The 20,190-nt window shown below is 56.5% G+C and carries 17 protein-coding genes, 1 tRNA gene and 2 pseudogenes; 8 read left to right on the top strand and 12 right to left on the bottom strand.

Translation table 11 applies throughout. From position 1 onward, the window contains the following. Positions 1-49: 49 nt before the first annotated feature. On the bottom strand, positions 50-1,060 hold the full coding sequence (locus FYJ63_RS00865) for a LacI family DNA-binding transcriptional regulator (RefSeq protein WP_195839293.1): 1,011 nt from the start codon (positions 1,058-1,060) through the stop codon (positions 50-52). A gap of 157 nt (positions 1,061-1,217) precedes the next feature. On the opposite strand from FYJ63_RS00865, the gene FYJ63_RS00860 reads away from it, so the two are divergent. The 4 genes from FYJ63_RS00860 to FYJ63_RS00845 all read left to right on the top strand — a co-directional run bounded on the left by FYJ63_RS00860 (position 1,218) and on the right by FYJ63_RS00845 (position 5,136). Then, positions 1,218-1,289 (top strand) — tRNA-Val (locus FYJ63_RS00860). A 24-nt stretch (positions 1,290-1,313) separates the two neighbouring features. After that, entirely contained in the window at positions 1,314-2,363 is a 1,050-nt protein-coding gene (locus FYJ63_RS00855; protein ID WP_277027328.1) for an SGNH/GDSL hydrolase family protein, read from the top strand. 17 nt (positions 2,364-2,380) lie between these two features. Continuing rightward, on the top strand, positions 2,381-4,528 hold the full coding sequence (glgX, locus tag FYJ63_RS00850) for a glycogen debranching protein GlgX (protein WP_154542835.1): 2,148 nt from the start codon (positions 2,381-2,383) through the stop codon (positions 4,526-4,528). A gap of 47 nt (positions 4,529-4,575) precedes the next feature. Continuing rightward, positions 4,576-5,136, top strand: a complete 561-nt coding sequence (locus tag FYJ63_RS00845) for a DUF3000 family protein (protein WP_154542833.1) — start codon at positions 4,576-4,578, stop codon at positions 5,134-5,136. A 28-nt stretch (positions 5,137-5,164) separates the two neighbouring features. Here the strand turns inward: FYJ63_RS00845 and FYJ63_RS00840 are convergent, their stop codons facing one another. Further along, on the bottom strand, positions 5,165-5,743 hold the full coding sequence (locus FYJ63_RS00840; protein ID WP_154542831.1) for a magnetosome magnetite crystal formation protein family: 579 nt from the start codon (positions 5,741-5,743) through the stop codon (positions 5,165-5,167). A gap of 152 nt (positions 5,744-5,895) precedes the next feature. On the opposite strand from FYJ63_RS00840, the gene FYJ63_RS00835 reads away from it, so the two are divergent. Beyond that, a complete protein-coding gene (locus FYJ63_RS00835) occupies positions 5,896-7,143 on the top strand; it encodes an HRDC domain-containing protein (RefSeq protein WP_154542829.1) in 1,248 nt (415 codons plus the stop codon). Positions 7,144-7,217: 74 nt separating this feature from the next. On the opposite strand, the pseudogene FYJ63_RS11065 reads toward FYJ63_RS00835, so the two are convergent. Beyond that, positions 7,218-7,513 (bottom strand): annotated as a pseudogene (locus tag FYJ63_RS11065) (2-oxo acid dehydrogenase subunit E2); the annotation flags it as partial. Between the two features lie 109 nt (positions 7,514-7,622). On the opposite strand from FYJ63_RS11065, the gene FYJ63_RS11060 reads away from it, so the two are divergent. After that, complete coding sequence (locus tag FYJ63_RS11060; RefSeq protein ID WP_229769830.1) at positions 7,623-7,997, top strand: hypothetical protein; 375 nt, start codon at positions 7,623-7,625, stop codon at positions 7,995-7,997. A 480-nt stretch (positions 7,998-8,477) separates the two neighbouring features. On the opposite strand, the gene rpmB is transcribed toward FYJ63_RS11060, so the two are convergent. The 7 genes from rpmB to FYJ63_RS00790 all read right to left on the bottom strand — a co-directional run bounded on the left by rpmB (position 8,478) and on the right by FYJ63_RS00790 (position 17,681). Beyond that, positions 8,478-8,714, bottom strand: a complete 237-nt coding sequence (rpmB, locus tag FYJ63_RS00820; RefSeq protein WP_154542825.1) for a 50S ribosomal protein L28 — start codon at positions 8,712-8,714, stop codon at positions 8,478-8,480. A gap of 164 nt (positions 8,715-8,878) precedes the next feature. Further along, a complete protein-coding gene (locus FYJ63_RS00815; RefSeq protein WP_154542823.1) occupies positions 8,879-9,202 on the bottom strand; it encodes a hypothetical protein in 324 nt (107 codons plus the stop codon). Next, entirely contained in the window at positions 9,186-9,524 is a 339-nt protein-coding gene (locus FYJ63_RS00810; protein WP_229769829.1) for an ArsR/SmtB family transcription factor, read from the bottom strand. The genes FYJ63_RS00815 and FYJ63_RS00810 overlap by 17 nt, the downstream gene beginning before the upstream one ends. 137 nt (positions 9,525-9,661) lie before the next feature. Next, positions 9,662-11,704: a 1-deoxy-D-xylulose-5-phosphate synthase gene (gene dxs, locus FYJ63_RS00805; protein WP_154542821.1), complete on the bottom strand. Its 2,043-nt coding sequence runs from the start codon at positions 11,702-11,704 to the stop codon at positions 9,662-9,664. 104 nt (positions 11,705-11,808) lie between these two features. Beyond that, positions 11,809-14,493: an aconitate hydratase AcnA gene (gene acnA / locus FYJ63_RS00800; protein WP_154542819.1), complete on the bottom strand. Its 2,685-nt coding sequence runs from the start codon at positions 14,491-14,493 to the stop codon at positions 11,809-11,811. A gap of 105 nt (positions 14,494-14,598) precedes the next feature. Next, entirely contained in the window at positions 14,599-15,846 is a 1,248-nt protein-coding gene (locus tag FYJ63_RS00795; RefSeq protein WP_154542817.1) for a class I SAM-dependent RNA methyltransferase, read from the bottom strand. Then, on the bottom strand, positions 15,843-17,681 hold the full coding sequence (locus FYJ63_RS00790; protein WP_154542815.1) for an APC family permease: 1,839 nt from the start codon (positions 17,679-17,681) through the stop codon (positions 15,843-15,845). Before FYJ63_RS00790 ends, FYJ63_RS00795 begins: the two co-directional genes overlap by 4 nt. A gap of 89 nt (positions 17,682-17,770) precedes the next feature. Between FYJ63_RS00790 and FYJ63_RS00785 the strand changes: the two genes are divergently transcribed. Both FYJ63_RS00785 and FYJ63_RS00780 read left to right on the top strand, forming a co-directional pair. Then, positions 17,771-18,433 (top strand): potassium channel family protein, encoded by a 663-nt coding sequence (locus tag FYJ63_RS00785; RefSeq protein ID WP_277027357.1) that lies wholly within the window; start codon positions 17,771-17,773, stop codon positions 18,431-18,433. A gap of 3 nt (positions 18,434-18,436) precedes the next feature. Continuing rightward, positions 18,437-19,243: a potassium channel family protein gene (locus tag FYJ63_RS00780; protein WP_154542813.1), complete on the top strand. Its 807-nt coding sequence runs from the start codon at positions 18,437-18,439 to the stop codon at positions 19,241-19,243. 12 nt (positions 19,244-19,255) lie between these two features. On the opposite strand, the pseudogene FYJ63_RS00775 reads toward FYJ63_RS00780, so the two are convergent. Continuing rightward, positions 19,256-19,933: pseudogene (locus FYJ63_RS00775) on the bottom strand (DUF3159 domain-containing protein); the annotation flags it as partial. Beyond that, entirely contained in the window at positions 19,930-20,184 is a 255-nt protein-coding gene (locus FYJ63_RS00770; protein ID WP_154542811.1) for an OB-fold nucleic acid binding domain-containing protein, read from the bottom strand. The pseudogene FYJ63_RS00775 and the gene FYJ63_RS00770, both read right to left, overlap by 4 nt. Positions 20,185-20,190: the final 6 nt, after the last annotated feature.

Genomic DNA, 20,190 nt, shown 5'->3' with positions numbered 1-20,190 from the left:
AGTAAAAATTGCTGGCACCGCCGCATCGCGCGAGGCTGAATTCCCGCATTCAATAAAACCTCCCTGTTGACTCGCGACAAATGAGTTTCATCGGTAGCTTCGTGACAGACGTTGTGGACTCTTTCGCGGCATTCCCTTGCTGAATCCGATTCAACAGTTGTTTCACCGCAGTGGCGCCGATCTTTTGCTGCGGAATCTCCAAGGTTGTCAGTTGTGGAGTGGCGAGTAGACCGCTGTGGGCGTCCCCGATTCCGATTACGGAAACGTACTCGGGGATTTCAACTTGCCGGTGTCCCAAGCCTTGCATGAAACCAATCGCCGCCAGATTACCAAACGCTATCACCGCACTGTCTAAGTACTTTTTCCAAGAGTTTACTGCGCGGGCCCCACTTTCGAGACTATTTTCGACCCCGTCAATAAAATGGACTTCCATCTCGAGCTCTTGACTGAGACTTAGGGCTGCCGCGAAGAATTCATCTGAAATCCAACTTTCATCCTCCGAGTACAGATAGGAGATATGAGCGTGTCCCAAAGTCTTCAAGTAGGTAAGTAGTTGCGCAACTCCCTGTTCCACGTCGGGGATTACTCCCCCGGAATGCTCGTTGATTCGATTCATCATGACTGTTGGAAGCGTGTCGAAAACTGTTTCGATCTCCGCGTTCGTTTTCACGTCATCAACTAGAAAACCATCGATTTGTGCCCTGATGTCACCGCAAGTTTGACTGAGCGTGGGGGTCTCCACTCTCGCGTCCACCAGTAGCAACTGTTGGTGAGCCCGATTAACTTCTCGGGTCAGGGCGTGAATCAATTCAGAATTCCGAGAACTCGTGATTACTGCCACTCGGTTGTTGAGGCAGCGCGGGGTCTTCCACAAATCTCTTTCGCTGATATACCCGAGTTCGAGGGCAATTCTATAGACATGCTGCGCTGTATAGGGATTCGTGCGTCCGGGACGATTGAGAGCCCGCGAAACTGTGGAGGTGGCCACGTGAGCTGCCTTGGCCACGTCATAAATGGTGGCTCGTTTGGCTGTTTCGATGACGACTTCGTTGTCTCTCACCATCTCATGCTAAATGTTTCCTGAATGTTTTATGAAAATTACCTGTATCTTTGTCTGGACAATTGGGGCGTTCGTTCATCAAGAGGCCAAACTGAAAGGGCGATGACGCACTGATTTTGCTTTGCCGAGGTTCTTTGGGGTAACCTTGATAAGCCTTGGGCCATTAGCGCAGCGGTAGCGCGCTTCCTTCACACGGAAGAGGTCACTGGTTCGATCCCAGTATGGCCCACACTTTTCCACTAAACTATAGTGCGTGGTACGTTCAACAATTTCTTCGGAAAAAATCCTCGAACTCATCAAGGATCTCCCGACTGCTTCCAAAATCTCAGCCATTGCTGCCCTCGGCACTTCCGGCACTCTCTTGGCTGCCGGCAACGCTGCGGCAGGCATGTGGAAGGTCTACCAGGAAGTCGCTACTCACCGCTGGTTTTGGGAAGACCACATCACGAGTGGTTTAGCGAAACTTCACCAAAATGGATTGGTTTCAAATCCGGAAATCCTGCGCTCGAGTTTCGAGATGTATGCCGCGAGTTCGATGCACTATCGCAAGCGCAGCGACTGGTATTCCAATAAATCCCTTACCGACACTAGCTTCCAGAAACTTCAGCGCCCCTCCAAAATCGAGGGCGCTCCCCCGTTTGTCTACGTCGCCCTGGGGGATTCTGCAGCCCAAGGCGTAGGCTGCGCGGACGTGCGCGATTCCTATGTGGCGCTGTTTGCTTCCTATCTGCGTCGGGCTACGAGACGCCGCGTAATCCTCCTGAACTTATCGATTTCTGGAGCCATCGCCTCCACCGTCATCACCTCGCAGATCCCGCGACTATTGAGTTTCGGAATCAAACCTGACCTGATTACTTTAGACATTGGCGGCAATGACACTTTCTATGATGCCGCCGAAATCTCGGTGGAAGACTTCAGGAAAAACCTCGAAATTATTTCGCGCCATCTTACTGTGACAACCCTGATTGCTGAGGTGCCGGCAGAGAAACCTCTCCCCCAAGACCGGCGCGCCCAAGAGCTCAACGAAGCCCTCAAAGAGGCCGTGGAGAACTCCGGCCACATTATTGTGCCCATCCGGAAACTTGGGGAAGTCCCCTTGTGGAAGACCCTCGCGATTCGCGCAGAAGATGGATTCCATCCGAATGCGGACTCGTATCGGCTTACGGCTTTGGAGTTTGCGCTATCCGCGGAGCCCTGGTTGAAGGAACGTGGAATTTGGCAAGATACTGCGGATATCCTCGTCTCTCCGCGACCCGTCCGCGGACAAATCCGCTCCCAAACCCCGTCAGAGGAGACAAATTAATGTGAGAGACTAGGGGTATGGAATTATGGCCTGGAACACCTTACCCACTCGGTGCCACCTATAACGGCAGTGGCACAAACTTCGCTCTTTACTCCGCAAACGCTCAGAAAGTTGAGCTCTGCCTGGTTGACGATGCCGGTCTCGAAATCGAAAGACTGGAACTGACGGAAGTCGACGGTCACGTCTGGCACGGCTACGTCCCGAACCTGCGCCCCGGACAGCATTACGGCTACCGCGTGCACGGCCCCTACGAGCCGGAAAACGGGAAACGTTTTAATCCCAGCAAGCTGTTGCTGGACCCCTACGCGAAGGCGATTGCGGGCGACCTTGATGGTGACATGTCTATTTTCGCTTATCCTGCCGGGGATCCGGAGGGTTATAACGATGCCGATTCCGCCTCCCACACTATGCACTCGGTGGTCATCAACCCCTTCTTTGATTGGGGCAACGACCGTCACCCCGACTTGAAATACCCTGAACTCGTGATTTATGAGACCCACGTCAAGGGCATGACCATGTTGAATCCTGCGATTCCGGAGCATCTGCGCGGCACCTACGCGGGAATCGGTCACCCGAAGAACATCGAATATCTCCAACACCTCGGCATTAATGCCCTCGAGCTGATGCCGGTCCACCAATTCGTCACCGACCCTTCCCTGAAAGCCAAGGGGCTGACGAACTATTGGGGTTACAACACTATCGGCTATTTTGCGCCTCACAACGCCTACTGCTCTGACCCGAAGGGCGACAGTCAGGTCGAAGAGTTCAAACAGATGGTGAAGAACCTTCACTCGGCCGGAATCGAAGTGATTCTCGACGTGGTCTATAACCACACTGCTGAGGGCAACCACATGGGCCCGACCCTGTCTTTCCGCGGGATTGACAACGAGGAATACTACCGGCTCGTGGAAGGCGATAAGGCTCACTATTTCGACACGACCGGAACGGGGAATTCTCTCCTGATGCGCTCCCCCGCCGTCCTACAGCTCATCATGGATTCGCTGCGCTACTGGGTGACGGAGATGCATGTGGACGGGTTCCGTTTCGATTTGGCCTCCACTTTGGCCCGCGAACTGTCCTCGGTTGATAAGCTCTCGGCTTTCTTCGACATCATTCACCAAGACCCGATCATTTCCCAGGTAAAGCTCATTGCCGAGCCTTGGGACGTGGGCGAGGGCGGCTACAATGTGGGCGGTTTCCCGATTCTGTGGTCGGAGTGGAACGGGAAATATCGCGACACGATTCGTGACTATTGGCGCGGGGAACCCGCGAAACTCGGTGAGTTTGCCTCGCGTTTTTCCGGTTCGGCAGATCTCTATGCCCACTCGGGTCGCCTGCCGGTGGCTTCCATCAACTTCGTGACTGCTCACGACGGTTTCACTTTGCTCGATTTGGTGTCCTACAACGGGAAACACAATGAGGCCAACGGTGAGGGCGGCGCGGACGGGGATAACAATAACCGTTCCTGGAACCACGGAGCCGAAGGGAAAACGGATGACGAGGGCATCAATGATTTGCGGCGTCGCCAGCGGTTTAATTTCCTGACAACCCTGCTCTTGTCCCAAGGGGTCCCGATGATTTCTCACGGTGATGAGCTCGGGCGCACCCAAGGCGGAAACAACAACGGGTACTGCCAAGATAACGAAATCACCTGGATTGACTGGGATCGTGCAGACCGAGACCAGCGTATGTTCGAGTTCACCCGCGAGGTGATTCTCCTGCGCCGCGAACATCCAGTTTTCCGTCGGCGTCGTTTCCTCGCCGGAGACGCGGCCAGAGGCGGCGAGTCTGACCGCGGCGATATCGAATGGTTCGGCGTCAACGGCGAACACATGACCGATGAGGAATGGACAACAGCCTTCGCGAAGGCTTTGACGATTTCCCTAAATGGCAATTCGATTGATGAACCCGGTACCCGCGGCGAGAGGGTGGTGGATGACGATTTCATCCTCATGTTCAACGCCTCGGAAAAAGATTTGGATTTCACCATGCCGGATTGGACCCACAACTTCGAGTGGTATCGCATCATTGACACCGCCGACAAGGAACGCCCCATCTCTGCCGATTTCGACAAGAAGTTGCACTTGGGTTCACCAAAGTCGATAACGGTTAAGTCGCGCTCCATCATGGTTTTGGCTTCTCCCATCCCCGACCGTTCCCTGTAACGGCGTGGGAACAGCGTAACAAAGGTAGCTTTCATTAGGCTGAGGGCATGTCCCAAGCAACTATCCCTCCGGCCTGGGAGCTAGCTTTGCTTTCCTTGCGGGAGGCACACGTTGACCTCCCGGCACATGTTTCGGTGCAAGAAGTCCCCGCTCCCAAGGAGATCGCGCCCTATGCGCTCGCGATTAGCGGGACGACAGCGAAACATGTTGCGGCGGATGCTCCCGCTACCGGACGCCTGGTGGTCCTCTACGATCCGGAAGGGCAACCCGGTTGGGGCGGAAATTTCCGCGTCATTGCCATGATTGCGACAGAGGCCGAGTTGGAGCTGGGTGAAGATCCGCTGGTGGGAGAAGTGGCGTGGTCGTGGCTGCGGGAGGCACTGGCGGCGCGGGACGCCGATTATGGGCATCTGGTTGGAACGGCGACGACAACAATTAATCGTTCTTTTGACGGAGGCATTATGCGCGGAACATCGGCCAATCTTGAGATTCGTGCCTCTTGGACTCCCGGGAGCCCAGATTTATCCGCGCATTTCCTGTCGTGGCTCGATGCCATGTTGCAGTCGACTGGCTTCTCCCCCGAAGCCAATGTGATTGGACTTCGATAGTTTTAGCCTACACGCTCCGGTTACCCGCTTATTGCACAAACTTGATGTTGAACAGGAACGGATCTTCCCTCATGGTGTCGGGACCACTGCTGACTTTGACGGCAGCGATTAGGTGAACCACGAAGAAAACCAGCGGTGCCAGCCCCAGCATGACCATTGTCGAGAAGGGGAGGAAAGTATTTAGGAGCGCGAGTCCCACCTGGACTATCGTATGCAGAATAGAGAAGTTCAGGTTATCGGCGTGAAGCTGGTGGTACCGAGAGTTCTTGGGAACCACGAAATAGAAGATAATCGCGGGAATAATCGTGAAGAAAACACTCAGCCAGTAGTTCAACAAGACGCCATTAGCGCTGTTCATGGTGCCTTGAAGCTGTGGGTCGGCAGTGAATTGGGGATTGAAGCCTGAAGGCTGTTGGGGCGGGACATCGCCCGACTGGGGCGGGACATATCCCGGCTGGGGCTGCCCGAACTGGGGTTGGGGCGGTGGGAGATAACCTGCCTGCTGACCCAAGTTCGGATCCGGAGTGGGATTATTTGGACCCAGAGCCAGATTGGGATCTTCAGACTCGGGAATATTCGAGCCAAAACCTTCGTTACCATTAGTCATATTTCCCCCTGAGTTTCAACACTTAACCAACGATTTAATCGTATCGTAATTATCCGCAGCGGCGCCACATTTGTCTCATGGACGAAACCGATTCGCTATCAACGGAGCGGGAAACCCCTACCTTGCCTAAAGGAATATACGATAAAGGAGCTATGAGTGAAACTCCCCCTACGAAGAAACGTAAGCCGCCGGTGAAAAAACCGCGTCTCATTACTTCCACGCGCGGGCCTTTGGAGCCGGTGGTAGATACCGAGGAGGGGCTCACTCGAGTTTGTGAACTCGTGGCGGCCGCAGAGGGCCCAGTGGCTTTAGACACCGAAAGAGCCGGCTCTTTTCGCTATTCGCAAGGCGCCTATCTCGTCCAGCTTCGCCGTCAAGGAGCCGGAACCTTTCTGATTGATCCCACGGCGTTCCCCGATTTGAAACCCTTGGATGAAGCGATTGGTAAAGGCGAGTGGATTCTTCACGACGCCACCCAGGATTTGCCGTGTTTATCGGAAGTGGGGATGCATCCGCGGCTCCTGTTCGACACGGAGCTGGCGGCCAAGTTGCTGAATTTTGAACGTTTCGGGCTGGCGGCTGTGACCGAAGAGGTGCTGGGAATCGCCTTGGCGAAAGAGCATTCGGCCGCCGACTGGTCCACCCGCCCTCTCCCCCAAGACTGGCTGGAATATGCCGCACTCGACGTGGAGTTCTTGATTCCTCTGCGCGAAAAACTCTGGCTCAAGCTTAGTGAACTCGGGAAAGACGATTGGGCGGAACAGGAGTTCGACCACTTGCTGCACTTCGAACCTCCCGCCCCGAAACCGGATCCGTGGCGACACGTCCCGGGTTCCGGCAAAGTCCACTCCCCTCGCAATCTCGCGGCGCTCCGCGAGCTGTGGGAAACGCGTGAAAGCATCGCCGCTGCTGAGGACAAAGCGCCCTCAAAAGTCCTCACGAACGCGGCAATGGTCGCGCTCGCTGCCGGACTACCCAAGGGCAAGCGCTATATGAACGCCTACGAAGAGTTCCGCCACGATCGTGCCGGTCGGAAACGTGCCGATGTGTGGTTTGCGGCGTTGTCTCGTGCCTACAAGTTGTCGCCGAAAGAATACCCGCCGCGTCGCGCTCCGCGAATCCCCGGGGAGGTTCCTGATTCTCGGACTTTCACCCACAATCATCCCCAGGAAGCCGATCGTTGGCATCGGATTCGCGACGCCGTAGCTGAGGTGGCGGGGTCTTTGGAGGTTCTCACCGAAATCATGGTGGAGCCGCGGACGCTTCGCCAGTTGGCCTGGGTTCTACCCGATGATGCCTCTGAGTCCCAGGTTCTGGGAGTGTTGCAAGCTGCCGAAGCGCGTCCCTGGCAGATTGAACACGCCCTTAGCGCCATTGTGGAGGCGCTCAAATCGGAGTGACCGCCGCACGCCAAAGCCTCTCCAGCGATAAGCCTGCGGCGCCTTGGCCAATTAGAACGACCGCTAAGACCTAACAGGCTGAGATTGGAGGCAAAATCAGCCTCCACGAGGCGCTTTTTCACGTCCGTGAGGTAGCGGGCGGCATCAGCCCCGTCAATCAGGCGGTGGTCATAGCTCAGCACGAGCTCAACCAGGTGACAAATCGCGATTCCGTCCACGCTGTCCGCTCCTCTCACCACGGCGGGTCGCTTCACGATTGCCCCACCTGGAGAATCGCTTCTTCGGGATAGTTCACGGCGGAAGTGTCCCTCAAGACCCCGCCACTGCCGGTGTTGGTGATGGTGAAAGTTCCGCCCTCGAGTTCTGGGCCTTGAACCTGGTGTGGGTCGTCAAATCTTTATTCTGTTTCGCGAGTCCAGCATCGGGAAACGCGTCGTCCCGATTATCCAGATGAGGCGCTCGCTTTCGGGATGAAGTCCATGTTTCCGAGCGAACAGTTTTTCAATGCCCAGTGTCAAAAGTACACTCCGGTCGATAAGGGCATGATGCTTTCCTCTCGGGAGTCCACCAAAGGCCAGATTCTCCACACGGGTATTAGTGAGGCGGGTTCGGTCGCGGCGATGCAGGTGGCAGTGACTTCCTACAAGCCCCACGGCGAGACGATGATTCCTTTCTACCTGTTCTATGCCATGTTCGGTTACCAGCGCACTGCCGACCAGTTTGGGTCGCCGGAGACCAGCTCACGCACGGTTTCATTGCGCGCGCGGCCGCGGGACGAACGAAGCTTACCGGTGAAGGCCTGTAACACGCCGTTGGGAATATGCCGCTCTATGCGGCCTTGGATCACGCGGTGATTCACTAGGATCCGGTATATGCTTATGAGCTGCGCCACATTGTCAAGGACGGTGGTACGACCCTGTTTTTTGGTTGATTTCTTTTGAGAGTATTTGATGGTTTTTTGACACTTGTAGTGTTTTGGGTTTTGTTTTTGTGTGGGGATTGGGTTGTTGTCTTGGGTCTGATTGTTTGTGTTGGTGTTTTCTGTAGGGCTGTTGTATTTGTAGGTTTTGAGGGGGTGTATGTTGTTTAACTTGTGTGTCTGGTTTAATGTAGCGTGTTCGATCTCTGTTAGTGATGTTCATGGCTGGGGATAGGTCAGCCCTGTCTTGTGTAGGCTGTTGGTGGTTTCGGTGAGAGTGTTATTGTTGGAATCATTCACGGTCTTGGTTGGTGGCTTGATTCTGTGACTGGATCATCCCCGCATGTGGGGGCTCACTTTTTCTCCACCGCCGCCTGACGCTGGAGGTTCTTGGCAATCTTCGATTTCTTCGCCACTAGAGCTTCTCCCCTCTTGCCAACATTTCCGCCACCACCGCGTCAATCCCGCGCTTGTCAATCGTCTTGATGGCCTTAGCGCTCAAAGTGAGTTTGACCTTTCGCCCTAAAGACGGCACCCAATAGTGCTTGACCTGGAGGTTTGGTTCCCATCGGCGGCGAGTTTTGCGCTGCGAGTGGGACACAGAATTCCCGTAACCGGGTTTAGTATTCGTAACTTGGCATCGTTTGGACATGGGAACAAGTATATATAATGATAATCGTTATCACTAATTGAAAACCCTCACACCCCAGCTCTCCCATTAATCCTTGAGACCAAGCCGATTAAATCACTCCAGCCCCCGAGCTAAACCCGGAGGCTGGAATCGTAAATCTCAAAAGCGGATAGGCCTCGCCACATCTATGCCGCGTGACGGCAGGTCTGGCAGTTGCAGTCCTCGCAGCTACAGTTGGAGCAGTTATCGTCGCAGTGGTCGCACTGGCAACGGTTGTGGTCACAAGTCGGGCAGTCGCACTCCGCACAGTCGCAGTTGGCGCAGACGTCGTTGCAGTTGGCGCACTGGCAGGTGTCGCATTCGTCGTAGTGCCCGCCGTCTTCATGGTGGGCGTGGCCATCGTGGAGGTAGTCTACGTGGTCGTGGTGGATAACCGCCTCGTGGCCGCAGTTCGGTCCGTGGGTGTGGTGGTGGGCTTCCGCCGGCTTGTGTTCAGTGTTTGCAGTCATGGTTATGCTCCTTCATGTGGTTCAAGGCGTCGAAGAATATTGACGCCACGTGGGTATCAACGAGCGAATACTGGTTACTTTTACCGTCTCGAGTCATGTCAACCAAATGAGCTTCGCGAAGAATCTTCAAGTGATGCGACACCAGCGGTTGGGAGGTATCCCCCAAAAACTCCACCAAGGAATTCACATCTGAAGGAGATTGTGCCAACCGATTGATGATGGCGACCCGAGTTGGATTCGAGAGAGCCTTGAACAACTCGACCACCGCGTCCACCACTGCGGGATCTTCTGCAGTAATTGGCATCGATGTCGTCTTGTTCATAACCCCATCCGTATCGTTCATAAAAACAAGTTTATATCAAACTGAATTGATATAAAAGGATTTTGATTGAATTTTGGAAAATTTCTCTCAGAAATCTGTGATTCTAAAGGTTTTAAGGCTTTTCTCGCGCCTCGCCATCAGGCCTTTTGTACGGACAAGACTCCGGTTCGGGAGCGGATGGAATCCACCAGCGCCTCCGAAGTCAGTCCCAGCTCTTCGAGAATTTCCCCACGGGTGGCGTGGGAGAGGAATTGTTTCGGGATCCCGTAGGACAGTACGGGCGTGAACACGTTGGATTCAGCAAGACGGTTGCGAATTTGCGAGCCAAAACCGCCATCAACCAGCCCGTCTTCCAAGGTCACGACCCAGTCATATCCCGCAGAGGCCCGCACTAGATCCGACGCCACTGGAAGGAGCCAGCGTGGATCAATAACTTTCACGTTGAAGTCTCCCGCGAGCGACTCGCCCACATCCATCCCCAACTTTGCAAATGCGCCGGTGGCAGCAATCAGCAAGCGCGGAGCCGCCTCCGCGCCCGAACCCCGAGACTGGGTATCGGTAGCGCCGTCCTCGGCATTACTCTGGCTAGCCCTTGTTGAGTCCCCCGCCGAACTTCCCGCGGGAGATTCCCACAGCACATCCATACTCCCCTCGCGACGCAAGGCCGGAATCGGGTCGGGCAAGGAACCCTTGGGATAGCGCACAATCGTTGGCGCATTGTCAACCAAAACCGCCTCTCCGAGCTCATCGCGAAGCGTGGCCTCGTCGCGTGGCGCCGCCAAACGCAAGCCCGGCACCGTAGCCGCCAAGGCAATATCCCACACCCCGTTGTGGCTCGCTCCATCAGAGCCGGTCACTCCCGAGCGATCCTCACAGATTGTCACTCCGGCGTGGTGGAGCGCCACGTCCATCAAGAGCTGGTCGTAGGCGCGGTTCAGGAAAGTCGAATAGACCGCGAAAACCGGATGGTAGCCTCCGTAGGCGAGTCCCGCGGCGGTCGCCATCGCGTCGGCTTCGGCAATCCCGACGTCGAAAACCCGGTTCGGGAATTGTTTCTTGAAAGGCAACAAACCGACCGGTTGGAGCATTGCCGCAGTTAGAGCCACAATTTTTTCGTCGCGGCGCGCCAAGTGCAAAATCTCATCGGCAAAAACCTGGGTCCATTCGAAACGCTCGGGATCTATCGGGAGGCCGGTTTCGGGGTGAATCCGCCCAATAGCGTGGAAGTGGTCGGATATATTTGTTTCCGCCGGAGTGTAACCGCGACCTTTCTGGGTTATGACGTGGATGAGAACCGGCTTGGTCGAGGCCAACACGCGTGTGAAAGAAAACTCCAACGCGGCAATGTCGTGGCCGTCAACCGGACCGGTGTAGGTGATGCCGAGTTCATCAAAGAGCGCGCCTTCTGCAGGAGACACCATGTCCCGTAGACCGGCTTTCGCTGCGTGTAAGCCGGAGTAAACCAGATTCCCGACTGGCCCACTCCCCCGTAAGGTCTGCTTTCCCCACTTCAAGGCCTTTTCATATTGCGGAGTCACCCGAAGGGCATCGAGATGATGGGCGAGGCCTCCGATGGTTGGAGCATAGGATCGCCCGTTGTCGTTTAGGACAATCAACAAGCGCCCCTCGTTTTCGGCAGCAATATTGTTCAAAGCCTCCCAAGCCATCCCGCCGGTGAAGGCGCCGTCACCGATAACCGCCACTACCCAGCCCGGGCGTCCCGCGAGCCGGTTCGCCCTCGCGATTCCGTCAGCCCAAGCCAGGGAAGCCGAGGCGTGAGAGTTTTCCAAAACATCCGTGTCAGATTCTGCCCGCGAAGGATATCCGGACAGGCCGCCACGTTGGCGCAGGTGGGAGAAGTCCTGGCGTCCGGTAAGGAGTTTGTGTACGTAGGTTTGGTGGCCGGTGTCGAATACAAAAACATCGCGGGAGACATCGAAAATCCGGTGCAGGGCGATAGTGAGCTCGACGACACCGAGATTGGGGCCCAGGTGTCCGCCGGTTTGGGCCACTGACTGCACCAAGAAGCGACGGATTTCTCCGGCTAAGCGGTCGAGTTGGCGATGGTTTAGCTTCTGGAGGTCGCGCGGGGTTTTAATCAGTGGCAGAATCTTTAGCGCCGGAAAACTCGAGGTCTCCGTGTGGTGCTCTCGCTTTTCCGGATTTTGAGATTCTTTCATTGGTTAGTGCTCCCTTAAAAGTCAATAAGGACTATTCTAGCGGTTTAAACGCGGAGGTGCCCCCGGCCGGGGATACCGAGGGCACCAATCGCTTCAGGTTTCGGCTAGGCCTTCACCAGGTTGCGCAACACGTAGCGGAGAATCCCGTCGTTGCGGTAGTAGTCAGCTTCTCCGGGGGTGTCGATGCGAACTACCGCATCAAACTCGATGGTAGAGCCGTCATCCTTGGTGGCCACGACCTTCACGGTCTTCGGAGTCGAGCCGGAGTTCAGCTCCTCAATCCCGGTAATGTCGAAGGTCTCGGTTCCGTCCAAACCGAGAGAGTCAGCCGACTGACCCTCCGGGAACTGCAACGGAATAATGCCCATGCCTATCAGGTTGCTACGGTGAATCCGCTCGAAGGACTGGGCGATAACCGCCTTCACGCCCAAAAGGCGCGTACCTTTCGCCGCCCAGTCGCGGCTTGAGCCGGTACCGTATTCTTTCCCGCCCAAAACCACGAGCGGGACACCCGCAGCTTGGTAGTTCATGGACGCGTCGTAGACATACGCCTGGGGTCCGCCTTGTTGGGTGAAATCGCGGGTGAAACCGCCCTCGACACCGTCCAAGAGCTGGTTCTTGATGCGGATGTTGGCGAATGTGCCGCGCATCATGACCTCGTGGTTACCGCGGCGCGAACCGTAGGAGTTGAAGTCTTTCGGCTGAACCCCGTGACCAGTCAAGTACTGGCCCGCCGGAGTTTCCGGCTTGAACGCGCCCGCGGGAGAGATGTGGTCGGTCGTAACGGAATCGCCGAGCTTCAGCAAAACGCGTGCCCCGTGGATATCCTTTACCGGTTCCGGCTCCATCTTCATGCCATCGAAGAACGGCGCCTTGCGAACATAGGTCGAACCGTCGTCCCACGCGAAACGATCTCCCTCGGGGGTCGGCAAGGACTGCCAACGCTCGTCGCCGGCGAAAACATTCGCATAGTCCTTCAAGTACATATCGCGGTCGATGGTGTCATCAATGGTCTTCTGTACCTCGGCAGGATCGGGCCAAATGTCGCGCAAGAAGACATCATTGCCGGCTTCGTCTTGACCGAGAGGTTCGGTTTCGAAATCGAAGTCCATCGTGCCGGCGAGCGCGTAAGCCACCACGAGCGGCGGGGAAGCTAGATAGTTCATCTTCACGTCGGGGCTGATGCGGCCTTCGAAGTTACGGTTACCGGAGAGAACTGCGGCTACTGCGAGGTCATTGTCATTAATGACCTTCGAAATCTCGGCCGGCAGCGGGCCGGAGTTACCGATACAGGTCGCACACCCGTAACCAACCAGGTTGAAGCCGAGTTCGTCGAGCGGTCCCCAGAGGCCCGCCTTGTCGAAGTAGTCGGTGACCACCTGAGAACCCGGAGCCAAGGAGGTCTTCACCCACGGCTTTGACTTCAAGCCCTTGGCCCGCGCGTTGCGAGCCAAGATGCCGGCCGCCATCATCACCGACGGGTTCGAGGTGTTCGTGCAAGACGTGATCGAAGTAATCACCACGCGGCCATTGTCGAGGTCGGTCTTGGTGCCATCCGCTAAGGTCAAGTCCACCAACTTACTGGCCTGCGAGGCATACGTCGGGACCAGGGTCTTCTCGAAGGACTCCTTCGCTTCGGACAGGAGGATGCGGTCTTGCGGGCGCTTCGGGCCAGCAATCGAGGGCACCACGGTCGAGAGATCGAGCTCCATGTATTCGGAGTATTCCGGCTCGAAGCTCGGGTCGTGCCACAGGCCTTGCTCCTTGGCGTAAGCCTCCACGAGAGCGCAACGCTCCTCGTCGCGACCCGTCAAACGCAGGTAATCCACCGTGACCTCGTCGATCGGGAAGATTGCCGCGGTAGAGCCGAATTCGGGAGACATGTTGCCGATAGTAGCGCGGTTTGCCAGCGGCACCTGGGACACGCCCTCGCCGTAGAACTCCACAAACTTGCCGACCACACCGTGATCGCGCAACATCTGGGTAATCGTCAACACGACGTCAGTCGCGGTCGCTGCGGCAGGAATCGAGCCCTTCAACTTGAAGCCGACCACGCGCGGGATGAGCATGGAAACCGGCTGGCCGAGCATCGCAGCCTCGGCTTCGATACCGCCAACGCCCCAGCCGAGAACCCCGAGACCGTTGACCATCGTGGTGTGGGAGTCGGTGCCAACGCAGGTGTCGGGGTAAGCCTGGACGGTTCCGTCGGGAAGCTCCTTGGTGAATACGGAGCGAGCCAAGTATTCGATGTTGACCTGGTGGATAATGCCGGTCCCCGGCGGCACCACGCGGAAGTTATCGAAAGCGCCCTGACCCCACCTCAGGAACTTGTAGCGCTCGGAGTTGCGCTCGTATTCCTTGTCGGTGTTGAGTTTCAGAGCATCGGCGCGACCGAAGTAGTCGATCTGAACCGAGTGGTCGATAACCATCTCGGCGGGAGCCAGCGGGTTGATTTTCTTCGGATCCCCACCGAGGTCTTTCACGGCCTCGCGCATGGTTGCCAAGTCGACGACACAGGGGACGCCGGTGAAGTCCTGCATCACGACGCGCGCCGGAGTGAACTGGATCTCCTGGTTCGGTTCCGCCTTTGGATCCCACTGGGCCAGGGCTTTAATCTGATCCGCGGTGATGTTGGCACCGTCTTCAGTACGCAACAGGTTTTCGCCCAAAATCCGCAAAGCGTAGGGCAGTTTCTTCAAACCGTCCACCGCACCGAGAGAGTAAATCTCGTATGATTTCGAGCCCACCTGTAAAGTTTTACGGGCATTGAAGCTATTCAAGCTAGCCATTAATTGACCTCCTAAAGGTGGCGACACCGCCACTTGGATAAATTTATCTCGATATCAAGATACTTTGTCTGGGAGCGCGTTGCAACAGTTTCGAGGGTGAAAAAACTAATTTTTTTCCAAAACTGCTAGGGCTTCCATATGGAAAGTGTAGGGGAAAAGGTCGAAAGCGCGGAACGTTTTCAAAACGTATCCTTCTTTTCGGATGGCTTCGAGGTCTCGGGCCGCGCTGACGGGGTCGCAGGAGAGCAGGGCAATTCGAAAGGGCTCTTTTTCGCAAATAGCTTTGGCGGTTTTTTCACCAAGCCCCGTCCGCGGCGGATCGGCGACAACCAGGGTGCCGGCGGAGACCCGTTCTCCAAACTCCAGGGAGTTCAACAAGCGGGCATCCACATTTCCGCGCAGGGTTTTCACGCCCCCGAATCCTGCGTGTTCGAGGTTGTAGGCAGCCGATTTCACGGCCGGACCGCTGCCTTCCACCGTTGTGAGTCGTCCTTCCTTGCCCAAGGCTCGGCCCAGAAACACCGAAAACAGACCAGAACCGGAGTAAAGTTCCAGGGTTTCAAAGCCGTGAACCTCCCCGATTCCCGCGAGCAGCGCCGCACTCAGGGTTGCCGGAGCCCGATAGTCCGTCTGCCAAAAAGAGCTCGCGAAAATCCGAAATTTGGCATCCTCCACCACTTCCCGCACTCGCGGGGTAGTCGGGATGAGGTCAGCGTTATAAACCTCGCCACCCACAGCCAAAACCGGAGCCGAAGCGGAAGGAGCCACCGCTTTCACCCTGGTTCCGGGCGCGAAACCAAGCGGACGCTCAAACAACCGCAACTCGTCAATCCCCGGCACCGTCAACGGAAAAGACTTTATCGCGTGGACCTGGTGGCTGCCGGCTTCGCTCATGGCAGGTCGACCTTGATCGTCGATAATGAAACTCACGCGGGTTCGCCCCGGTTTATCTCCGAGGGACTCCACCTCCCAGTCGGGAATAACTGCGGACACCATCGCTTCCAGCTCCGCCGAGCCGTTGCGGCGCAAGGCCTCGGCAAGAACCTCGCGCTTCCAGCGCAACTGCGCTGGGTAGGACACGTGTCCGAGTTCTACTCCCCCGATGTCTCTCGCCGCGCCTTCGGGCCAAATCTCGGGCACTCGGTCCGCGGAGGCCTCTATCACCTCCACGACCCGCCCGTAGGCGACTTTGGAGCGCTCGGAAGTAATCTCCACCCGAACCCGCTCTCCAGGGAGGGCGCCGCGAATCATCGCTACCTTGCCCGAGGCGAGTCTTCCCACACAGAAACCGCCGTGGGCTACTCCCCCGATTTCGACTGTTTCCACGGCCTTTGCTGAACTATTGGCGCTCATGCCTGCAACCCCACCCAAGTAATCGTGACCCGATCGAGGCGACCCAAACGATTCGCATATGCCCGCTCGGTCGCATTGTGCATAAATCCGAACAACCGCCAGCCCGAGATTCGCCGCGGCAGATAGACCGAAACCGTGGTGGCGGGGTCCGTGTCGAGCAGGGCTTGCACAAACTGAGCCACCGGCTCCAGGTGATCTGACTCATCCGCAGCCAACAGGGTCAAGGGAGCCGCGAGGTCCAGCTCCTCCCAACTGGAGCGCAGCGCCTTTGCGGAATCCTCCCCGTCACTTACGACCACTACTTCTAGGCGCGGGTGGTGGGCTGCCCAAGCATAGCGGATAGTTTTCACTGAACTGGCGTTGAAATTGGGAACCAACGCGAGAGCAATCGAGCGTTTCAGCGGTTGAATTTCTAAGGACATAGCGGAAACTTTCTGAGTGGTTTTTTGATACGTTTCATTCACGATGACAATGAGCACGCAGAGACTCAGCCACACGGCAATGGCCACCAACTGCCATCCGGAACTAAAAGCGAGACTCACCACCACGAGGATAAACAGACTGATCCCCACGCTGATGAGCGCAATGAGGAGACTCTTCTTGGCGGCGCGACGCTGGTCGAAGGTGTCTCCCGACCAATAGCGCGCCTTCCACATTTTGAAGCGCGCGACTTGGCCGAGGAAACTCGCGATCGAGACGAAAAACACCCAGGCTAAGGCGACCAAGTCCATGCGGGTGTGGGCAAACAGAGCCAAGCCCAGCGCAAGCAGAATAAAGACGATGACTATGGCAGACCGCCCGCGCTGACGCCAAGACACCGGCACCTGGTGCGGGAGAAAGTCATGGCGCCCAAACTCTGTGAGTAGCACCGAAGCGCTGGAGAGATAGATGTAGGCCGCCACCAGGCAACCCAAGGAAAGCAACGCCATGAGCGGCACCACCAGGAAGTTGTTTTCCCCCAAGATGACTTCGAGAAGTAACACCAGGTTTCCCGGTCCTTGTACCACCGTGTCGAGACGTGTCCAGTCGAATCCTTTCACCGTGAAAGACAGGAACACCGTCAAAGCGAACAGCGCCGCCGCCGATCCTCCCAGGAACCGGAAAGCCGTTCCGGAGAGAGGCTGGTGAGGGGTTTCGTTTCGAAACATGGTGACCTGGGGGCTTACGGGAACCAGCAAGAGGGCCGCCACCGAGATGGCTTGCCAGCCCGCAGTGAAATAGGAACCTGTCAAAGCATTTCCCGCCAGGGTGGAGCCGCTCAAGAGCTGCCACAGGGTCGGGGTTCCCCCATTTAGGAAATAACGCAGATAGCCGTAAAACATGACGATGAAGGCGATGACAAAAACGAGAACGGTAGCCCCCGGAACCACTCTTCGCGCCACCGAAGCATTCAACATCATCAGGTGCAGTAGCGCGAATCCCACCACCACCAAGACAACACGCCATTCCAGAGGGAGCCCGAGAGACACCACCACGAAAGTGGTTCCAGTAGAAATCAGAGCAGCAATAGCAATCAGCAGGCTCAACAGCGAAGCCGCGGCGGTAAAAGCCCCGACGGTTCTCCCCAGTTGTGACTCCACCAAGGTCGCAACCGTGCGATAGCGCAAGGTGGAGCCAAATCGGTAGCCGTGAGCCAGGGTGATAATCAGTCCGGCCACGAGAATCCCGAGGACTATCCACAGGGCGAGGGCGGAAAAAATCGGGCCAGAGTAGGCAATAAGCGAGGGGAAAACCGCGGCGGCAATAAGAGCGGGGAACCAAAATTTGGGGGCGAAAAAGACCAATTCCCCAAGCAAGCCACGCCACTCGGGACTCGCTCCCGCCTTTTTCTGCATGACTCAACTTTAGTGTATGTCCCAAGCCTTTCCCCAAGAATCCCCCGAATGTGGCGAAAATCGAGAAGAATCCGGGTTATGTTTAAGAGGTGCATTTTGTGATTATGGGTTGCGGGCGCGTCGGAACTGCGCTGGCGCGTGCGATTGAGGCGCACGGGCATACTTTGGCCATGATAGATAACAATCCCGATTCTTTCCGGCGGCTTCCCAAGGATTTTGCCGGCCAGAAAGTCACCGGCGAGGGCTACGACAAGAACACCCAGCGCCAAGCCGGAATCGAGGATGCCTACGGTTTCGCGGCTGTGGCCGATGACGATAATGCCAATATTCTCGCGGCCCGGATTGCGCGGGAAATCTACGGTGTGAAGAAGGTGGTCGCGCGCATTGCTGACCCGAAACGTGCCCAAGTATATGAACGTCTCGGGATTCCCACCGTTGGAACCGTGGATCGCACCGCCCAGAGCCTCCTGGCTCGGGTACTGCCGCTCGATACCGAGGTAGTGTTTACGGAGGAAACCGGAAAGCTTGTTCTGTGCCGCGCTTTGATTGAGACCTCCTGGGTGGGGCGCACCATTGCAGAAGTTGAAAAGGTGCTCGGGGTGCGCGCCGCCTATGTTCTGCGTTTTTCGAAAGTCTCTTTGGTCAGTGAAGACACCGTTCTCCAAGAAAACGATGAACTGTACTACTTCACTCGCGAAGCCGAGCGCCCCGCCGTTTCTTCCCGTCTTGCCCGAGCCTTCAAGGAGGATTAAGCCATGCAGATTGTGATTGCGGGAGCCGGATCCGTGGGGCGTTCCATTGCGCGGGAACTCATAGCGCGCGGCCACGGGGTGACTTTGGGTGATAAGGATCCCGAAGCGATGAAAGTGTCCTCGGTGGCGGACGCGAACTGGATTCTCGGCGATTTTGCAGCCCCCGACGTGTTGGATCGAGCCGGAACTGACCAGGCTGAAGTTTTGGTGGCCGCTACTGGAGATGACCGTGCGAATCTCGTGATTTCTCTGCTCGCCAAAACCCAGTTCGGGGTGCCGCGGGTGATTGCGCGGGTGAACAATCCGAAAAACGAGTGGATGTTCGATGAGTCCTGGGGTGTCGATGTTCCGGTTTCGACCCCGCGGATGATGACCGGTTTGGTGGAAGAAGCGGTCAGCGTGGGAACTCTCGTTCCCCTGTTTCACTTCTATAACTCTCGAAATTCCCTCTTCTCGGTGGTCTTACCAAGTATCTCCCCTGTTCTATCTCTGAGTCTCGAAGAAGTGAACTGGCCAGCGGGCGTGTTACTGTGTGCGGTTATGCGGGAAAGTCAGCCGCTGTTGCCGAGCCAAATCCACACCCTGCAAGCCGGAGATCAACTGTTGTTCTTGATTCCTGACGGGCGCGGCGAGGCGCGTGAGGAGTTAAGCGATGTCCTCGTGGGGACTATTAGCGTCGAGATCCCCGAGGGAGACGGCGCTACCGGTGCCAGTGGCGTGGTCAGCGGGCTCGGGCAGGCCGGAGTCGAGGAAGGAGCCGCGGGTGCGTCTGAGCAACAGCCAACTGAAATAGAGGAAAAGAGCAAATAACGGCACCCCCATCAAGAGATGAATCGTCCCCAAAATCGGCACGTTACCAGCCAGGTAGAGCGGAAGTTTCACGAGTAGGCGCGCCGCGAAAAGAATCATCCACAAAACAGTCACCACGTAATAGGCTTTGCGGTCGCGGCGTAAGCGAGGGTCTTTGCGCCACTTCACGCCTTGCCCGCGGAACCAGCCGACTACGAGACCGATTAAGGGATAACGCACCAGAACTGAAATCCCCAAGGCGAGGAAATACGCCGCGTTCAGAATCAAGCCATAGAGGAAATAATTCTCTCCTTTGCCGCTCCACATCGCCCAGACAACACCGATAATCACCCCAAAAAAACCGGCAGTGGCCTGGGTAATCGTCTGTTTGGAAAAGAGCCTGGCAATAATCAGGCCCACCGCAAGACCCAGTGCTACCGCTCCGGATTTCCACACGTCCAAGCCAGCCACATAAGCCACTACGAAGACCAGGGTCGGGCCGATCGATTCGATGATTCCGCGCGGCCCCCCGACGGCATCTTGCCAGGAGAATTCTTCAGAGTCGAAACGTCCCCCAAAGTTGTTCCCCACCGTTTCTTGGAACTCTTTCAAACCTGAGACCAGTTCAGGTGGCTGGGATTCCAGGATTTCCGAAGTTTCACGGGACTGCCCGCGTGTCTCGGAGGGTTCGGTAGATTTGTTTGGGCTCATGCACTCGCCTTCAACAACTGATAGTCGGGATTAATGAGGTCAAGAGTGTCCTCGTTTCGAACCGGTATCCCTTTGACCTCAAGTTTCGAGCCGAGACCCACTCCTGGCACTTCGCGTCGCCCCAGCCACTTGACGGAGAGAACTCCCTCACCGGTTTCCAGGCGCACGGCATACATCGGCGCACTCTCGGGAGGGGAGAAAGTGGTGGAAAGCACCGTTCCCACTCGGGAGATGGCTTCGCGTTTTTCCATGAATCT

It is taken from the genome of Mobiluncus porci, from assembly GCF_009695935.1.
GTDB classification, from domain to species: domain Bacteria; phylum Actinomycetota; class Actinomycetes; order Actinomycetales; family Actinomycetaceae; genus Mobiluncus; species Mobiluncus porci.
This window is presented reverse-complemented; position numbering and strand designations above follow the sequence as displayed.

What these genes read in the sequence shown, in the direction of transcription:
- glgX (WP_154542835.1), top strand. Translation starts at nt 2,381, where the DNA reads ATGGAATTATGGCCTGGAACACCTTACCCACTCGGTGCCACCTATAAC.
- FYJ63_RS00845 (WP_154542833.1), top strand. Translation starts at nt 4,576, where the DNA reads ATGTCCCAAGCAACTATCCCTCCGGCCTGGGAGCTAGCTTTGCTTTCC.
- FYJ63_RS00840 (WP_154542831.1), bottom strand. Translation starts at nt 5,743, where the DNA reads ATGACTAATGGTAACGAAGGTTTTGGCTCGAATATTCCCGAGTCTGAA.
- FYJ63_RS00835 (WP_154542829.1), top strand. Translation starts at nt 5,896, where the DNA reads ATGAGTGAAACTCCCCCTACGAAGAAACGTAAGCCGCCGGTGAAAAAA.
- FYJ63_RS11060 (WP_229769830.1), top strand. Translation starts at nt 7,623, where the DNA reads ATGTTTCCGAGCGAACAGTTTTTCAATGCCCAGTGTCAAAAGTACACT.
- rpmB (WP_154542825.1), bottom strand. Translation starts at nt 8,714, where the DNA reads ATGTCCAAACGATGCCAAGTTACGAATACTAAACCCGGTTACGGGAAT.
- FYJ63_RS00815 (WP_154542823.1), bottom strand. Translation starts at nt 9,202, where the DNA reads ATGACTGCAAACACTGAACACAAGCCGGCGGAAGCCCACCACCACACC.
- FYJ63_RS00810 (WP_229769829.1), bottom strand. Translation starts at nt 9,524, where the DNA reads ATGAACAAGACGACATCGATGCCAATTACTGCAGAAGATCCCGCAGTG.
- dxs (WP_154542821.1), bottom strand. Translation starts at nt 11,704, where the DNA reads ATGAAAGAATCTCAAAATCCGGAAAAGCGAGAGCACCACACGGAGACC.
- acnA (WP_154542819.1), bottom strand. Translation starts at nt 14,493, where the DNA reads ATGGCTAGCTTGAATAGCTTCAATGCCCGTAAAACTTTACAGGTGGGC.
- FYJ63_RS00795 (WP_154542817.1), bottom strand. Translation starts at nt 15,846, where the DNA reads ATGAGCGCCAATAGTTCAGCAAAGGCCGTGGAAACAGTCGAAATCGGG.
- FYJ63_RS00790 (WP_154542815.1), bottom strand. Translation starts at nt 17,681, where the DNA reads ATGCAGAAAAAGGCGGGAGCGAGTCCCGAGTGGCGTGGCTTGCTTGGG.
- FYJ63_RS00780 (WP_154542813.1), top strand. Translation starts at nt 18,437, where the DNA reads ATGCAGATTGTGATTGCGGGAGCCGGATCCGTGGGGCGTTCCATTGCG.
- FYJ63_RS00770 (WP_154542811.1), bottom strand. Translation starts at nt 20,184, where the DNA reads ATGGAAAAACGCGAAGCCATCTCCCGAGTGGGAACGGTGCTTTCCACC.